The organism is Sporosarcina luteola (genome assembly GCF_007991495.1).
GTDB lineage: Bacteria > Bacillota > Bacilli > Bacillales_A > Planococcaceae > Sporosarcina > Sporosarcina luteola.
The window spans coordinates 88,718-103,850 of record NZ_BJYL01000016.1; the positions used below are offsets into that span (position 1 = coordinate 88,718).

Here is a 15,133-nt window from a genome sequence, read left to right on the forward strand (position 1 = left end):
TATCGGTATAACTTATAACTTCTAAAGACACAGGTAATATGTAACGCAATTCGAACAAGAGGTTTTATTGACAGGAGTTAGGAGGCAAACAGATTAAAGATCAAAAAGGGGACTGCCCAGATCGTCGACATTCATCGACTTCTGACCAGCCCCCAAATCTAAAACCGCCATATTTAGTTCATGATAATAAAAAAGTTAGATGCGCGTCTGGTAGATAGGTTAAATGTATTTACAACGCTTTTTTCAGCTTAACGACTTCTGCCTGTGTATCAAGCAAGCCTTTCGTAAACACATCCATCTTGGCATCGATGGTTTCAAGGCGCTCATCCGTCTTCACCATCCACTCTTTGATGCTTGCCACGTCTTCTTTTAATGTTGCGACATCCGATTTCAATGTCCCCACGTCTGACTTCAATGTTTCTACATCCGATTTCAGTGTTGCGACATCTGACTTTAATGTTGCGACATCTGATTTCAACAGACAAATTTCATCTTTGACTTCTTTGATGTCAGCCTTCCATTCGTTCCTGCTCTCCTTTACCTGAGCGGATAATTCAAGGATGGCTTGTAAAATGACTTCTTGGGTAACAGCTTGGCTCATTGTTTTCCCCTCCCTATTTTTTGATTGTATATAAAATGAAGGTCATAAGGTGCGATTGTTAAACGACATATTTCTATCAATTCCTTCTCATTCTATCATAAAAACAGGTATCTTACGAAAGGAAATGGGTAGTCATTTTATGCCATTTCGACATACAACTCTTACTCTGACAACTTCTCCATTTTGACAACTGCCTTCGTTTCATTTAAATATGTAATCCGGTAAGTGCCGACTACTGTGACGCGTCGATTTCTGAAAAGTGACAGCTCGCCTGTTGTCGTATGGAGCCACACCCGATTTGTTAAAGAATAGCGGGCTCTGTCCCAATCAATGCTAACTACGGCAACCTCTGTCACCTGCCAATCCTGATTGGCATACGACTGCATGTCCCGAATCGATTTTCCAGTTTCATTCACACAAAAAATGAGCAATGGAACCGTAAGCGCGAGCATCAAGATGCCGACAATGGCAAAATTAAAAACCTTGGATTTCTTGAGCCGCTGCGGGTTGAGGAAGACAACGACAAAAGAGGCATACAGAAAAAACGCGCAAATGGCCAATATAGCGATGTAAATGAAAGAAATGCCGATAAAGTGCAGAACGAATGCCGCAAAAAGGCTCACAGGCAAATACGTCGAAATGAGTACGGTCAGACCAAGCATGATACAGGCACCGGACAGGAGAATCATACGAATGACGATCCTTTCCCGTTTACTGTCTTTTTCATCCCTCTTAAAAGGCGTTTTCGTTTTTTTTCTCCCCATCCGTCTTCCTCCCTTTTTTCCGTTGTTCTTCAAATACGAAAAAGAGAGAGGAAGGTTTCAATTTCCTGTTAAGCTGCCGCACTCGTTGCGCCTCCATAGAAAAAAGGTTGCCCCAGAAGTAAGTTATAAACTTACCTCCTGGACAACCTACACTAACGCTTTCCTGAAAATCAATTCCCCATCCGAATCATACTCGTGAATAAACTCAAATCCCAAATCTTCATAAAGACGAATCGCTCCAGTGTTCTCCGCATACACACTCAAATAGATTGGCTGCTCGCCGTATTCCGACAGCATCCGCCCAATCAGCAGCTCCGTGAAACGCCTACCATATCCTTGCCGCTGAAACCGCTCATCTATGAGTAGCCGATCCATCCATAAATTGCGTCCGCCTTGACTATCCAGCAGCGCACCATACATCGCAAAGCCAACTAACGAGCCATCCGCATACAATCCAACAGGCCGAAATTCCGGCCAATCCTTAGCGTCTTGCAGACATTCTACAGGCGACTCAATGAAACCGAGCTGATCTTCAGCCATTCGGAGAGCGAGCACCTCGTCCTTGTTTGTCTCATCTACTATTCTTATTTCGTATTCCATGCTTCTCCCTCTTTCATCCGTGTCAATTACAAAGTGGTAAATACATTTTCATCTCTAGATACACAGTACAAGTAGGTATCCTTTCAACAACCTGATCTACAGTAATTTTGAAATGGACTAATATTTCCGCAAAAACACTTCCTTACCAATATTAATATATTAACCAAATTAAGAACACTATTATTATTTATTCCTAGCTAAACATTTATCATAATGATCCGAAATGAAAAGTTGTATGTGAATTTACCTATAGAAAGAGAAGGTGCGTCCATGTTTAAGTCTATTAAAACCAAAATCATCGTTACAGTATCTGTCTTGTTCATTATCGGCATGACTGTCATGACTGCACTTTCAAGTCTTCATGTGAAGGATAAAACAAGGGAAAACCTAATCATGCAAAGTGAAGTGCTTGTACATGAAGTAGGCTCTTTTGTTGAAAACTTCATAGATCTACATGAGAAAGGAATCACTCAGCTGGCCAATTCCTCTCACTTAACAGATTTTGCAAATGCAGACGGAAAGCTTGATGAATACATAACCGGAGTGGAACAAGAATTCAATTCATTCCTAACTTTATACGATAATACGTCTATGCTTTATTTCGCGTTGCCGTCGAAAGAGATGCTAACTGTTCCAAACGCTGATTTGGGCAGTGACTATAATCCAACTGAATATGAATGGTACCAAGAAGCGGCCGCAAAACCCGACAAAGTTTATTGGACAGAACCGCATATAGATCGTGCGACAGGCGAGTACACGATAAGCGCTATAAAAGCGGTACAAAAAAATGGTGAGCTTGTCGGTGTATTAGGTCTTGATATCCGGATGGATGAATTGGCAGCAGCCATTTCAACTAAAGATATTGGCCATAAAGGATTTATTGCACTTTTTGATACAAAAGGTACAGCAATGGTGCATCCAGAATCGGCAGGGGAAAATATAATCAACTTGCCCTACGTAGCTGAAATGTATGATTATCAAAGCGGTAGCGAACGTGGCGAATTTCAATACACTGATGACGGCGTTTCAAGGGTCAATACATTTGCCACTGTGTCCAGCTTAGGATGGAAGGTCGCTGCGATATACGATACGAGGGAAATTGATCTGTTAGCCAACTCTATGCGATTTGGCATGATTATTATTGCTGGCGGTATTTTAGTATTACTTATTGCAGTTCTTTATCCGATCATCAACCGTACAGTAAAACCAATTAGCAAGCTTAAAATGCTTATGCAAGCAGTTTCTAATGGTGATTTGACTGTCAGATCGACCATTAAAACAAAAGATGAAATCGGTGAACTTGGAAACTACTTCAATAAGATGCTTGAAGACACAAATGCTATAATCTCTGTCGTCAATCAATCTGCAGAGGACGTACGCACACGTTCCGAAAGCTTAAGTGCAACCGCCGAGGAAACAAACGCCTCCAGCAATGAAGTGGCGCACGCTGTCGGGGAAATCGCGAATGGTGCATCCCGCTCTGCTGAAGATGCTGAAGCAGTTACGGAGCAAGCTGAATTATTAGGTAAGGAAATCAATGGAATTGAGGAGAAGGCTGCGCAAATGCAGGAGCTTGCCACAAGGGCAAGCGACATGAATTCCAGTGGACAAACGCAACTGAATGAGCTAAAACAATCTTTTGCGGGCTGGGAAATTGAAATGCGATCCATGGCTGACGTCATTGACAGCCTCGAAGAAAAAGTGAAAGCAATCGGTGGCGTTATGGAAGGGATTACCGAGATTTCATCCCAAACAAATCTTTTAGCACTAAATGCAAGCATTGAAGCAGCTCGTGCAGGAGAATACGGCAAAGGCTTTGCAGTCGTTGCAGAAGAAGTCCGTAAATTGGCTGAACAATCGGCCCGATCGACAGAAGAGGTAAAAACGACTGTCATTGAATTACAGGAAGGCGCTAAACAAGTTGCCAAGCAAATGATTGATACAAGGGAAAACTTCCGTATGCAAGGCAACGTCGTCAACGACACCGAAGCAACTTTTGATCAATTAACTGCAGTAATGTCCGATATGGAAACATCGATCAACTCCATCTACGAGGAGATTCAAAAAGTTGCCGTCTACAAAGACGAAGTGAGCAAAACAATCCAAACTATGGCAGCCACTTCACAAGAAACCGCAGCAGCATGCGAAGAAGTAAGTGCGTCTTCAGATGAACAGTTACGCGCAATTCAAACAGTAACGGAGGCTTCGGAAACGTTGACTGAACTGAGCGAGGAATTGAGCCAAGCGGTAAATCGATTTACATTTTGATCTATTGTTAAGTATACAAAAAGCGTTCAGAAAATCGATTCATCGACTTTCTGGACGCCTTTTTATTTTACGATTGGTGCGTCCAAATCACGAGTTGCCGCAGAAGTAAGTTATCAACTTACCTCCTGGACAACCTACAATAACGCCTTCTTGAAAATCAATTCCCCATCCGAGTCATACTCGTGTATAAACTCAAATCCCAAATCTTCATAAAGACGAATCGCTCCGCTGTTCTCCGCATAGACACTCAAATAGATAGGTTGCTCGCCGTATTCCCTTAGCATCCGCTCGATTAGCAGCTCCGTAAAACGCTGACCATACCCTTGCCGCTGAAACCGTGCATCTATCAGCAGACGGTCCATCCACAAATTATGTCCGCCCTCACTATCCAGCAGTGCGCCATACATCGCAAAGCCAACTAACCTTCCATTGGCATATAACCCGACAGGCCGAAATTCCGGCCATTCCTTAGCGTCTTGCAAACATTCTGCAGGTGACTCAATAAAACCTCGCTGCTCGTCAGCCATACGGAGAGCCAACACCGCTTCCCTATTTGTCTCATCTACTATTCTTATTTCGTACTCCATGCCTCTCCCTCAATTCATCTCAGGTCGAATAACAAACTCGACCATTTCTGATTTAGCTGTAATCGGGATACGCGGGCCTTTAAATTCGAATGCTAAGCCTGACAGATCATCCGGAAGCGGTGGGGAGATGATATAAGTGTTGGTCATATGCCCCTCTGACCCACTGCCCCCGATATTCCGGCAGTCGTATTCCGGCGTGATGGACAGCTCCAACGCATAATGACGGTGCATGTCTTCCTCAGTAGAACTTGCAGTCGCATCATAATCGACATGCAACGAAAGCTCACTTGCATTTTCGTATTGGCGGATGAACGTCACGGAGAAGATAGCATCTTCCCACTCCACCGACTTCATAACCGACACATGCTTTCTGAATTTCTTTGGCTACGGAATTGGGCGGAACCTCTCATCATCCATAAGCAAACTGAAAACTGCATGTAAATAATCCGAATAGAAATCATACTTTCTCGACCACTCCTGGATTAAAGAAGGTGACGGAAAGCCCGGATCACCGCCAGACAAGTCCTTCCGCTTCTTCAGCAACTCCACAAGTTGTTCGTCTATCGGTTTTATTTCATCGTGATAAAAATCGGTCGGTGGTTCGAATGGCAGTCTACGCATGTCGATCTCCTTTAGGTTTAATTTTTATAAGTTTATCTTACTTTGAGAATTGAATGAATTATGTGATGCGCTTGAAATACCCGATCTTGGATGATTATCGTAATCCTATATAGAGCTCTTTTTAATCTTTATTATCCAACACCGGATAGAATTCCCTATGCTTTTATCACCATGCATTCAATCGGAAAGTTTTGTAGAATACATTACATAAGGGGGATGCAATCGATGAAAAAGATCATATGCACAGCGGGAGTGGCACTATTCATTCTCCTCGCGGGCTGTACACAATCAAATACAGCCACTTACATTTTCGAAGGACAATCGATGGCACCGACCATTGCAGACGGCGACAAATTTGTCGAGGAAATCGGATATTATGAAAAAGAAGAAATTTCCCGGGGAGATATCGTCGTTTATTCACGTGACGGACAAAAGCACGCAAAGCGAGTCGTCGCATTGCCCGGCGAATCAATCCGCTTCGAGGACGGAGCGTTGATCATTGACGGAAAGCCGATCGAAGATGAGTCAATTCTAACAGACAAAACAGTTTCAACTGAAGAAGTTAATCTATTAGAGGATGAATACTTCATAGTCGGCGACGGCAGTGAAAACAGTAGGGATAGCCGGCATTTCGGTCCTGTGAAAAAGGACGATATTTCGGGGAAAGTGATAGAGATTGTGCCGCAGTCTTGAATGGTTGATTGATGTCTGGTTACCTGCAGTTATTTCAAACAACTGAGGGTTCTTTTATGCGCGAACCTCCCACTTGAGGTTCGCGTATTATTGTTTGACTTGATAATTCAAACACCCTAACCCGAAAATCCCCAATCTTCCCCCTTCGTCAAATCGAACACGAACTCCTCCACTCGCTTCGGCAATTGAGTCACCTGTTTCCCACGCCATTCATTACCTTGAGTCATATACTCATTTCTTTCCTTCTTTTCTTTCATTACGTTCTTTACGTTCTTGTTAAATGTTATCTGTCTGTTATACGTCTGTTGGCCATCTGTTGAATCGTCTGTTGCAAGCCTGTCACCTTGTTGATAGACGTCCCAATTTACAATAGTGATAAGCCGATTTTGGCGTGTTGATTCATTTGTCAAAAATCCGTATCTTTCAAACCGCTTCAGTGCTGTCCGGATTTTCTGCACGGTCACATCTTTTCCGCACTTTTGCACAAGCGAGGGCAGGGATGTGATCAGTTGTCCCGGTTGCAATACATACTGCGTCCCTTTCCAATCCCACTGCCTTTTATCGTAGGCCGCCATCATCACCAACGTCATGAGCAGCACCTTCTGTTCAGCCGTCGCCTCCGTCCAAATCGGCTTATCCATAATTGTCCGATGCATCTTCACCCAACCCTTTTCCATTCTCCATCACCTCATCAAGTTATTTTCGCGATCAGTCGCTTACTAACTATATAGAGTGGTCAACGGGAAAAGGATACAGGTAGGTGAAATTTTTATCGACTTATCTTAATCGAATCAATAAAAATCTATAATAAATAAACGGACAGCCTCCATAGAAGCTGTCCACATCACACCATTTTAATTCAAATTCTTCCGCACAAACTCCGTATCAATCGTCTCTCCGAATTCCTTTTCCAACTGCTCAAAGATCGGCATGAATCCCTTTTTGAGGATAGTAGAAATTTCCCCGTTTTTCTTCTTTTCAACTGCCTTCCCAAGCTTCGATACCTCAGCTTGCATAGAAGATGTCAGCTGGTGAAACGTCTTCCAATTCGACGGGCGTTCTTTGCTATTGCAAACTACTTTCAACATATCATTCAGCCATTCTACACCGCCTAGCAGCATTTCAAGTCTGCCCCACGTTTCATTTGTCGGAACTCGGTTGAAATCATTGGCAAGCGAGCCCATACCCGGGATTGTCCGTTGCAAATATTCCTCTGCTGACAGAAGGACATCATTCATGAATTCCTTTTCTGTCTTAATGACAATCTTAAGTTCCATGATTTCATCCAAGTTGCTCTCCAAAAACTCCTCATGCTCATCATAAACTTCCGTACCATCGGAAATAAAATGGCTGAAATAATACCCTTCCGTCACGCTCTCATTAATCCGTTCAATCACTTCATCTGCTGATGGCTTTTCTTTATACTCAATATGTTGTTCACCGATAATCAATTTCAAATTGCATCCTCCATTAAATCCAAATTTGCGTTGCTAATGGTTTTATCGGTTAGTATGGGCATTCGTTCATCTTTTACCATCGTCTCTTTTTATTAAATTGCTCCTTGACTTGGATCACAATTAAGATTTCACACACCCAATCAGATAATCACTTCAAAAATAAAATATATTGTCGAAATAATATACATAAACAGAATTCACTAAGGGAAGGAAATTACTATGGCCAAATCACTTAAAACAAAAATCATCTTCGCAGCTCTAATTCTATTTTTCGCGGGAATTTTACTCATGGCTTTCATGCTCAATGGCCAAGTGAAGAAACGTTCGTTGGAAAGCGTTATCGATTCCAGCGACGCTATTTCAAACCAGATGGTGTACTCACTGGAAAACTTCCTTGCGCAATATTCGAAAGGAATCGATGCACTTACCGATTCGGATGAAATCATGAACTTCACTGGTCCTAGAGGTTCACTTGTAAGTGAACCGGAGTTAGTGCAAAGACTAGAAAAATTCTTGGACGTCTATACCGATGCAGTAGCAGTCTATTATGCTCAACCTTCCAAGCAAACGGTCATCTATCCAGTGTCGGATTTGAGCGGCTTTGATCCGACGAGCCGTCCATGGTATGAAAATGCGACTGCAGAACCGGGCAAGGTACAATGGTCGTCACCCTACATCGATGAAGTGAGCGGCGATTTCATGATCACTGCTTCCATTGCTGTTGAGAAGAACGGTACGTTAGCCGGGGTGGCAGGGGTTGACATCATGTTGACTGCCATCACTGATATTATGAATTCGGCATATATTCCGCATGATGGGCATGCCACACTTTTTGATGAAAATGGTACAGCGATTGCTCACCCGACAATGGGCGGGGAAAACTTGATGGAGATCGCCTATGTCAAAAACATGTATAGTTCCGACAAGGGGAATAAGACATTCAAGGACGAAGACGGCAAAAAGATGATCAGCGTCCATTCGACAATCCCTGACTTTGGTTGGAAGGTCAGTACAGTGTATGAAGAGAAAAACCTTATGGAAATGTCCCGTCAGCTGCTAATTTCCATTTTCATCATTTCAGCTATCACACTAGCTGTCGTCGGAATCGGCCTGTACTTCCTCATTAGCAGGATGCTGAAACCGATTGCACGTCTTCGCAGCTTGATGGATGAAGTAGCAGAAGGCGATCTGACCGTCCAATCGGATATCCGCGCGAAAGATGAGATCGGACAGCTTGGGGAAAACTTCAACAAGATGATTACCAACATGCATGACATCATTTCAATTGTCAATCAATCCGCCGACAACGTCCGGACAAACTCTGAAAGTTTGAGTGCCGTGGCAGAGGAGACGAGTGCATCAAGTTCTGAAGTCGCACATGCTGTCAATGAAATCGCACATGGCGCTTCCAGATCCGCAGAAGATGCTGAAACGGTTACCGAAAAGGCTGATGAACTTGGCCGCCAGATCAATGACATTACGGAACGCGCCCTTACAATGAAGACAATCGCGGAGCAGACAGGCAAGATGAACACGAACGGCCAAACGCAGATGCACAATCTACAACAGACCTTCGAATCATCAGGCACAAATCTGGAGTCAATGAACTACGCCATTGGCACCCTCGGCGAAAAGGTTAAAGAAATTGGCGGAGTTATGGAAACGATCACTGGCATTTCCTCACAGACAAACCTGCTTGCACTAAATGCAAGTATTGAAGCGGCGCGCGCAGGCGAACACGGAAAAGGCTTTGCAGTCGTCGCAGAAGAAGTCCGGAAACTTGCGGAAATGTCCACACGTGCTACGGAAGAAGTTAAAGAGACCGTCTTACAGTTGCAAGAGGAATCCCGTCTCGTAACAACCCAGATGGACGAAACAATCGCTACATTCCGAGACCAAGAAAATGTTGTCGAAGAAACGAAAAAGACATTCTCTCAACTTTCCGATTTGATGAGAACGATGCAGACTTCAATCGATTCGATTTCTCAAGAAATCCAAAGCGTAGCCCGCCATAAAGACGAAGTATCAATGACGATCCAGACGATGGCAGCTACATCCCAAGAAACCGCAGCTGCATGTGAAGAAGTCAGTGCGTCGACAGATGAGCAACTCCGGGCAATCCAGTCCATCGCCGACGCAGCGGAAACACTTACAGACCTAAGCGAGAAACTGAATTTGGCAATTGATCGGTTTAAAATGTGAATTGAAAAATCCGGTCAACGATGGATGGCATCTATTTCATTTTATAAACAAAAAAATCATTTGCATTAATCTGGAGTTCTTTATAAAACACAGTAAGAACACAGTTACCAAAAGACCTTCTGCGGAAGCAGAAGGTCTTTTGGTATTGGAAAAGATATTGGCTTGTCTACAAATAAACAAGGCAACGAAGCCTTTAGCATATCATGATTTGCACCTTAACATGACAATTGGAAGCTCAGTAAGGACCCCATTGCTCCTTACACCCTGATACTTAGCTAATTCCACTTCGGCTGTATGAAATCCTAACCGTGCTCCTACTTTACTTGCTACAAATCCGGCCCAGTGACCACCTGTTCCTTCAGTAAGAACCTTGAAAAGATACTTAGCAGGATCTTCAGAATCCTTGTCAGGTTCAAATAACCAAAATTTCGATTGAGGTCCTGAAGCCCGGCTTTTCTCATCTCGTATCCAGAGCGAAACATCAATCAATTGTCTTCTCTCTTCCACTAAAGTCGCTAGTATAGCGAACATATGACACATTGTCACTCAGAATATAAAAACACCAATGTTCACCAACCTGATCAGTAGAACGTTTCAATTCAATTCAAATTCTTCCGCACAAACTCCGAATCAATCGTCTCCCCAAACTTCTTCTCCAACTGCTCAAAGATCGGGAAGAAGCCCTTTTTGAGGATAGTGGCAATTTCCCCATTCTTCTTCTTTTCAACTGCCTTCCCCAGTTTCGAAACCTCGGCTTGTAAAGAAGATGTCAGCTCGTGGAATGTCTTCCAATTCGTCGGACGCTCCTCACTATTGCTCACCACTTGCAGCATATCATTCAGCCAACCCGCACCGCCTACAAGCAATTCAAATCGATCCCATGTATCCCCTGTCGGAACACGATTGAACTCGTCGGCAAGCACGCGAACCTCGGGAATCGCCCGTTTCAAATACTCCTCAGCCGACAAGAGGACATCATTCATGAATTCCTTTTCCGTCTTAATAATCACGTGCAACTCTTCAATCTCGCCCAATTTCCGCTCCAAAAACTCCTCATGCTCATCGTAAATCTCTTTCCCGTCCGCAACAAAATGGCTGAAGTAAAGGCCTTTCGCCAAGTTCTCATTAATTCGCTCAATCACATCTTCCGCTGTCGGCTGCCCTGTATACTCAAATTGTTGTTCCCCGATAATCAATTTCAAAATAATTTCCTCCATCTATTTCAAGTTTGTGTTCTACCCTATATATCGGCTGGATTGTCCGTTATTCAAATGATGGCTTATCTATAGAAAATTGATACAATAGGAATATACGTTCCTTAGGAGGGGTTGGAATGTCATTTACGTATTCGATATGTGGGAAGCTGCTAGGGGATGGCTGTATTACAAAACAGGATGGAAGAAAACCACGGTTTCAATTTATGCATCGTGTTGAGGACGTTGGATGGACACAGCATTGCTATGAACAATTAAAGAGGGACATCCCTGTGAATCCCCCTGCCTATCGGAAAGTACTTGATACCCGACTGAAAAAAGGATTTTCAGAAAGCTATGTCGTCCAATCAAAAACGCACGAAGCCATTACCGCGCTATATAAGATTTGGTATCCGAACGGAAAGAAAGTTTTGCCGAAGCAATGGATTCAACAACATTTGGATGAACGTTCACTTGCCTGGTGGTACCAAGATGATGGCCACTTGAAAATTGTTAAAGGGATTGCAAGCAAGATTTATTTATCAACCGACGGTTTTACAAAAGAAGAAAATGAATTTCTGATGCAATGGTTATGAAGTAAGTGAAAATTGTAATTCAAGATGGATGAGAAAAATCATTTAATCTTATAAGACAAATTTCAAATCCACTATTTCCTCAACCTTGTTTAACCATGGATGCATAAATCTATGAATAGAAAGGCATTGCCTGTGCAACCACTAACCCCCATCGCGAAAAGAACGACTAACTATATTCCCGCAACGTATCAAATTGAAAAGCCCACAACTTAAATAAACAAAAAGCTCTCTACCCACTATCACTTTTTATAGATCCAGCAACAAACACAGGTTACAATGAACATATTTTTCGCATGTTTCTACCGTTACGCACGGTACAAAGAGAAGTAGACAGCTACCAATTTTTCATAAAAGAAGAGCATAGGTTAAATCTTACTAAAACCCGGCAACAGACTGGATTGACAATTAGTCAGTTAGTTGAGTATTGCTTTGAGAAAAACAATTCGCAAATCATATTATAGTTCTTTTGAGTACTCTAGCCGCAACGATTGACCAATGACTTTAAATGATGCCTACTATAATACTAATCAAGCTACCGCTTTACTTATTTTGTAATATAAACTATTCAACATCGAAAGAAACTTAAGGATATAAAATAGTGCACAATTCGAAAACAGTATACGCACAATTATACGACGTATATAACTTCTTTATTCGTCATTTTAATCCTCCCCTCTTTTTCCAGCTTCACTAAAGTTCTTGTTAGTTCATTTTTGGTTAAAAATTCATCGTCTTCAATCAACTTTTCCCAAAGTGTATCAATATGAATAGGCATCTGACCGAAATTAGATATTATTGTGTTAAGTAATGCATTGGGCCCCCAAGCAGTAACAGTTGCGGGGATATCATGATTTTCAATAATTGCTTCTACATCCTTCATTACTTCATCTTTAAAGAAATTGAAATCTTCCACCGACCTTAACTCACGGAGTTCTAAATCCCTCTTTTCTAAGATTTTTTTAAGTTCCATAAAGTGGTTGATTTTATTGTTATTATCCATCTCTATTTTATCCCTAATAACTTCAAGGCTTTCAAGAGATTTTGTAAATACAATCAAGTCGTTCTTTATAACACTCACTTTTCCGGAAATATCCTCCAACTGATTCGAACTATGCGATGATTGGATAAAGGAGAATATTATAGCTATAATTGCTAATACTATGGATAATATTGTACTTGCTAAAGATAATTTCGAGTTGATTTTTTCAGGTTCAAGTTGAAACCCCACAAAAAAAAATACGGCGATGATTATAACAATTAAAATCCAATATGTTAAATCCTTATCACTCGGGAATGATCCTTTATATAAAACACTATCATTATTTTTCTTGGAAATCTTATAAAAAAACAAAAGTAGAATTGTAACGGAAAAAGTTATGAGCAGAGAAAATTCTTTTTCCAAGAAAGTGACATTGATACCATCCATCAGTGACATTATATAAAAAGACAACGTTAAGATTATTAGCGTTAAAATGGCAATAACTACTTCATATATGTTTTCATTCACTATTAAAGCACCCCATAAATTAGGTATTGTGTATTCAAATCAATTCGATTCATAACCTCGTTATAAAATAAATACCATTCAACAATAGCATATTTAAAGGTAGCAGAACGATATTACTACCAAACCTATTTTGCAATCCGCTGTACTAAGCAAGGTTCTTACTAATAGAAGAAATCATTTTCACGATATATGATCCGATATAGGGAAGCAAGTTCGGAAACATTAATACCGTTACTGCAATTGCTAAATTTGACAAATTAAGAACCCTTTGAATCATTTATCATTAGGTGTTTGAATAATGCGCATTATGCTATAATAGTAGAAGCAGACAATATTAATAATAGGATGTGAAAATGTGAATTTATCTGATGAACTCCTTTCACCAATCCAAAGAAACATCTTATTCGCAAGCATTCTGGGTGATGGAACATTGACCAAGATTTCAAAGAGAAGCCGGAGAGTCAACAGCAATTACCGTGAAAACTTTGGACAAGCTCAATTGTCATATCGCCAATGGAAAGTTTCTTTTTTGCAGGAACTGCTCTACTTCAACACAGCTCAGAGTGAAATCTTGTCTAAATCACAACCGTTATTTACAGCCCTCGAAAAAGAATTTTATGATGCTAACAGGATTAAACGGATTCCGCCAGATTTACTAAAGACATGCACGATGCCGCATTTCTTAGCCATTCTTTATATGGATGATGGCTCCCTGTCAATTTCGAGCCGAGTAAATCATCGATTAAAGAAAATTTATCTTACTCCCCACATCTACTTGTATCTACAATCCTTTCAAAAAACCGATTTCCAAATTCTTCAAGATCATATTAAAAGCAATTATAAAGCCTGCCTTACGCTGAGCACGAGGAAATATGGGTCTGGTTATGTTTTGAAAACAACAGCAGTCAAGGATACCTTCGATTTTCTGAATGCAATCCAACCCGCTATTCTTTCATGCCCGTCTATGTATTATAAAACAAACTGGAGTTATAGGTTTAACTTGGAAGTGACAAAATGGACCGCCAAGTATCCGGATTACGAAGTGATTACGAGTTCAAGTGATCGAACTCGCGCATATTCGAATGACGAGATATCGCTTCTGATAAACTTGAAACTGATTGGCTATACAGATAAAGAAATTGCCAATATTTTACGAAGGAGTTATTGGTCTGTTGTTTATAAATGGAGAGAGATTAATAAAGGATCAATAACTCTGTTAAACTCCTACCCATCATGATTTATAACTTTCTGTATGTTTACCAAGTGTCTATTTAGGTTATGCCCTGTATTAGGAGGTGAATTGGATGGTTCGGGAAAATGCTCTCTTTCTTGAAAACACTTGCCGGCGAACACTTAATTATGAAGATAGAGGAGCACTCAATGGTTTAGTGGATGCTGATCAATTAAACAGAGTTGGTACAGGATACTACGTTCTGGCAGCAGCACTTGCACCCTACTTCAAAGAGGGAAATTCTAGAGATCGTGAACTGATTAACAATTTTTTAGATGAGTTTTACTCATTGTCAGATTCTGAATTGACGTATGGCGACTATAATGAGTTGTTAGGCAGGGCACACGGTAATTTAAGGGAACTCCTAAATACTCTAACTGCTTGAAAAACAAGCATTGCCCTCTGTTCAATAATAACTATTGGAATTCAAAAAACAAACGCGATCCGAATAACCCCGGACCGCGTTTTATTAACCAGATTAACGTAGCAATTGAAGTACGCCTTGAGGTTGTTGGTTGGCTTGCTTTGCCGCCATGTCTTTCGATCATGGAATAGACTATATCTTCACCCTCAAGTTTCCTTGTAGGGGCTGGGCACTTCGAATGTTACGATTCGTAACAGCCTACAGATTTCATCGTCGTAGTCTTTGACCTTAGACGGTATATCCTAGTCGTTGAACGTTCCCCACGGTTTCCCGACAGGGGCTTCGCTGCTGATTGTCCAATCTCTTCGTTTTTCAGGCCGTCGCGTTTACCGTTTCCAGTTGCGCTGTGGCAGAAGAGCTCTTAGGAGGTTCCAGCAATTCACCCAGTG

17 protein-coding genes are annotated in these 15,133 nt (G+C 41.5%); 6 read left to right on the top strand and 11 right to left on the bottom strand.

Annotation, left to right across the window (positions count from 1 at the left end; genetic code table 11):
- Nucleotides 1-229 precede the first annotated feature (229 nt).
- The 3 genes from SLU01_RS06435 to SLU01_RS06445 all read right to left on the bottom strand — a co-directional run bounded on the left by SLU01_RS06435 (nucleotide 230) and on the right by SLU01_RS06445 (nucleotide 1,965).
- Nucleotides 230-601, bottom strand: coding sequence for a CCDC90 family protein (locus tag SLU01_RS06435; protein ID WP_147056465.1), 372 nt, complete (start codon nucleotides 599-601; stop codon nucleotides 230-232).
- Between the two features lie 161 nt (nucleotides 602-762).
- Complete coding sequence (locus tag SLU01_RS06440; protein WP_147056467.1) at nucleotides 763-1,365, bottom strand: hypothetical protein; 603 nt, start codon at nucleotides 1,363-1,365, stop codon at nucleotides 763-765.
- Nucleotides 1,366-1,512: 147 nt separating this feature from the next.
- Complete coding sequence (locus SLU01_RS06445) at nucleotides 1,513-1,965, bottom strand: GNAT family N-acetyltransferase (RefSeq protein ID WP_147056468.1); 453 nt, start codon at nucleotides 1,963-1,965, stop codon at nucleotides 1,513-1,515.
- A 270-nt stretch (nucleotides 1,966-2,235) separates the two neighbouring features.
- On the opposite strand from SLU01_RS06445, the gene SLU01_RS06450 reads away from it, so the two are divergent.
- Nucleotides 2,236-4,233, top strand: a complete 1,998-nt coding sequence (locus tag SLU01_RS06450) for a methyl-accepting chemotaxis protein (RefSeq protein WP_170232613.1) — start codon at nucleotides 2,236-2,238, stop codon at nucleotides 4,231-4,233.
- Nucleotides 4,234-4,367: 134 nt separating this feature from the next.
- On the opposite strand, the gene SLU01_RS06455 is transcribed toward SLU01_RS06450, so the two are convergent.
- The 3 genes from SLU01_RS06455 to SLU01_RS06465 are packed head-to-tail and all read right to left on the bottom strand — an operon-like array spanning nucleotide 4,368 to nucleotide 5,441.
- Nucleotides 4,368-4,820 (bottom strand): GNAT family N-acetyltransferase, encoded by a 453-nt coding sequence (locus SLU01_RS06455; RefSeq protein WP_147056472.1) that lies wholly within the window; start codon nucleotides 4,818-4,820, stop codon nucleotides 4,368-4,370.
- A gap of 9 nt (nucleotides 4,821-4,829) precedes the next feature.
- Nucleotides 4,830-5,174, bottom strand: a complete 345-nt coding sequence (locus tag SLU01_RS06460; protein WP_147056473.1) for a hypothetical protein — start codon at nucleotides 5,172-5,174, stop codon at nucleotides 4,830-4,832.
- A gap of 30 nt (nucleotides 5,175-5,204) precedes the next feature.
- Nucleotides 5,205-5,441 (bottom strand): hypothetical protein, encoded by a 237-nt coding sequence (locus SLU01_RS06465; protein ID WP_147056475.1) that lies wholly within the window; start codon nucleotides 5,439-5,441, stop codon nucleotides 5,205-5,207.
- Between the two features lie 225 nt (nucleotides 5,442-5,666).
- Here SLU01_RS06465 and lepB point away from each other — a divergent pair, with 225 nt between their 5' ends.
- A complete protein-coding gene (gene lepB / locus SLU01_RS06470; RefSeq protein WP_170232614.1) occupies nucleotides 5,667-6,134 on the top strand; it encodes a signal peptidase I in 468 nt (155 codons plus the stop codon).
- A gap of 116 nt (nucleotides 6,135-6,250) precedes the next feature.
- Here lepB and SLU01_RS06475 read toward each other — a convergent pair whose 3' ends face one another.
- Both SLU01_RS06475 and SLU01_RS06480 read right to left on the bottom strand, forming a co-directional pair.
- A complete protein-coding gene (locus SLU01_RS06475) occupies nucleotides 6,251-6,811 on the bottom strand; it encodes a hypothetical protein (protein ID WP_147056479.1) in 561 nt (186 codons plus the stop codon).
- A gap of 177 nt (nucleotides 6,812-6,988) precedes the next feature.
- The gene (locus tag SLU01_RS06480) at nucleotides 6,989-7,591 is read right to left on the bottom strand and encodes a DUF8042 domain-containing protein (protein ID WP_147056481.1); all 603 of its coding nucleotides are present in this window, start codon (nucleotides 7,589-7,591) and stop codon (nucleotides 6,989-6,991) included.
- Nucleotides 7,592-7,810: 219 nt separating this feature from the next.
- Between SLU01_RS06480 and SLU01_RS06485 the strand changes: the two genes are divergently transcribed.
- On the top strand, nucleotides 7,811-9,793 hold the full coding sequence (locus SLU01_RS06485; RefSeq protein WP_147056483.1) for a methyl-accepting chemotaxis protein: 1,983 nt from the start codon (nucleotides 7,811-7,813) through the stop codon (nucleotides 9,791-9,793).
- Between the two features lie 201 nt (nucleotides 9,794-9,994).
- Here SLU01_RS06485 and SLU01_RS06490 read toward each other — a convergent pair whose 3' ends face one another.
- Both SLU01_RS06490 and SLU01_RS06495 read right to left on the bottom strand, forming a co-directional pair.
- On the bottom strand, nucleotides 9,995-10,282 hold the full coding sequence (locus SLU01_RS06490) for a hypothetical protein (RefSeq protein WP_147056485.1): 288 nt from the start codon (nucleotides 10,280-10,282) through the stop codon (nucleotides 9,995-9,997).
- A gap of 110 nt (nucleotides 10,283-10,392) precedes the next feature.
- Entirely contained in the window at nucleotides 10,393-10,995 is a 603-nt protein-coding gene (locus SLU01_RS06495; RefSeq protein WP_147056487.1) for a DUF8042 domain-containing protein, read from the bottom strand.
- A 131-nt stretch (nucleotides 10,996-11,126) separates the two neighbouring features.
- Between SLU01_RS06495 and SLU01_RS06500 the strand changes: the two genes are divergently transcribed.
- A complete protein-coding gene (locus SLU01_RS06500; RefSeq protein WP_147056490.1) occupies nucleotides 11,127-11,582 on the top strand; it encodes a hypothetical protein in 456 nt (151 codons plus the stop codon).
- A 628-nt stretch (nucleotides 11,583-12,210) separates the two neighbouring features.
- Here SLU01_RS06500 and SLU01_RS06505 read toward each other — a convergent pair.
- The gene (locus SLU01_RS06505) at nucleotides 12,211-13,089 is read right to left on the bottom strand and encodes a hypothetical protein (RefSeq protein ID WP_147056492.1); all 879 of its coding nucleotides are present in this window, start codon (nucleotides 13,087-13,089) and stop codon (nucleotides 12,211-12,213) included.
- 355 nt (nucleotides 13,090-13,444) lie between these two features.
- On the opposite strand from SLU01_RS06505, the gene SLU01_RS06510 reads away from it, so the two are divergent.
- Entirely contained in the window at nucleotides 13,445-14,326 is an 882-nt protein-coding gene (locus SLU01_RS06510) for a DNA endonuclease (RefSeq protein WP_170232615.1), read from the top strand.
- Nucleotides 14,327-14,393: 67 nt separating this feature from the next.
- Nucleotides 14,394-14,705 (top strand): hypothetical protein, encoded by a 312-nt coding sequence (locus SLU01_RS06515; RefSeq protein ID WP_147056493.1) that lies wholly within the window; start codon nucleotides 14,394-14,396, stop codon nucleotides 14,703-14,705.
- The last annotated feature ends 428 nt before the right edge of the window (nucleotides 14,706-15,133 follow it).

Excerpts from the sequence above, each read along its gene's own strand:
- SLU01_RS06435 (WP_147056465.1), bottom strand. The coding sequence starts at position 601 with ATGAGCCAAGCTGTTACCCAAGAAGTCATTTTACAAGCCATCCTTGAA.
- SLU01_RS06440 (WP_147056467.1), bottom strand. The coding sequence starts at position 1,365 with ATGGGGAGAAAAAAAACGAAAACGCCTTTTAAGAGGGATGAAAAAGAC.
- SLU01_RS06445 (WP_147056468.1), bottom strand. The coding sequence starts at position 1,965 with ATGGAATACGAAATAAGAATAGTAGATGAGACAAACAAGGACGAGGTG.
- SLU01_RS06450 (WP_170232613.1), top strand. The coding sequence starts at position 2,236 with ATGTTTAAGTCTATTAAAACCAAAATCATCGTTACAGTATCTGTCTTG.
- SLU01_RS06455 (WP_147056472.1), bottom strand. The coding sequence starts at position 4,820 with ATGGAGTACGAAATAAGAATAGTAGATGAGACAAATAGGGAAGCGGTG.
- SLU01_RS06460 (WP_147056473.1), bottom strand. The coding sequence starts at position 5,174 with ATGAAGTCGGTGGAGTGGGAAGATGCTATCTTCTCCGTGACGTTCATC.
- SLU01_RS06465 (WP_147056475.1), bottom strand. The coding sequence starts at position 5,441 with ATGCGTAGACTGCCATTCGAACCACCGACCGATTTTTATCACGATGAA.
- lepB (WP_170232614.1), top strand. The coding sequence starts at position 5,667 with ATGAAAAAGATCATATGCACAGCGGGAGTGGCACTATTCATTCTCCTC.
- SLU01_RS06475 (WP_147056479.1), bottom strand. The coding sequence starts at position 6,811 with ATGGAAAAGGGTTGGGTGAAGATGCATCGGACAATTATGGATAAGCCG.
- SLU01_RS06485 (WP_147056483.1), top strand. The coding sequence starts at position 7,811 with ATGGCCAAATCACTTAAAACAAAAATCATCTTCGCAGCTCTAATTCTA.
- SLU01_RS06500 (WP_147056490.1), top strand. The coding sequence starts at position 11,127 with ATGTCATTTACGTATTCGATATGTGGGAAGCTGCTAGGGGATGGCTGT.
- SLU01_RS06515 (WP_147056493.1), top strand. The coding sequence starts at position 14,394 with ATGGTTCGGGAAAATGCTCTCTTTCTTGAAAACACTTGCCGGCGAACA.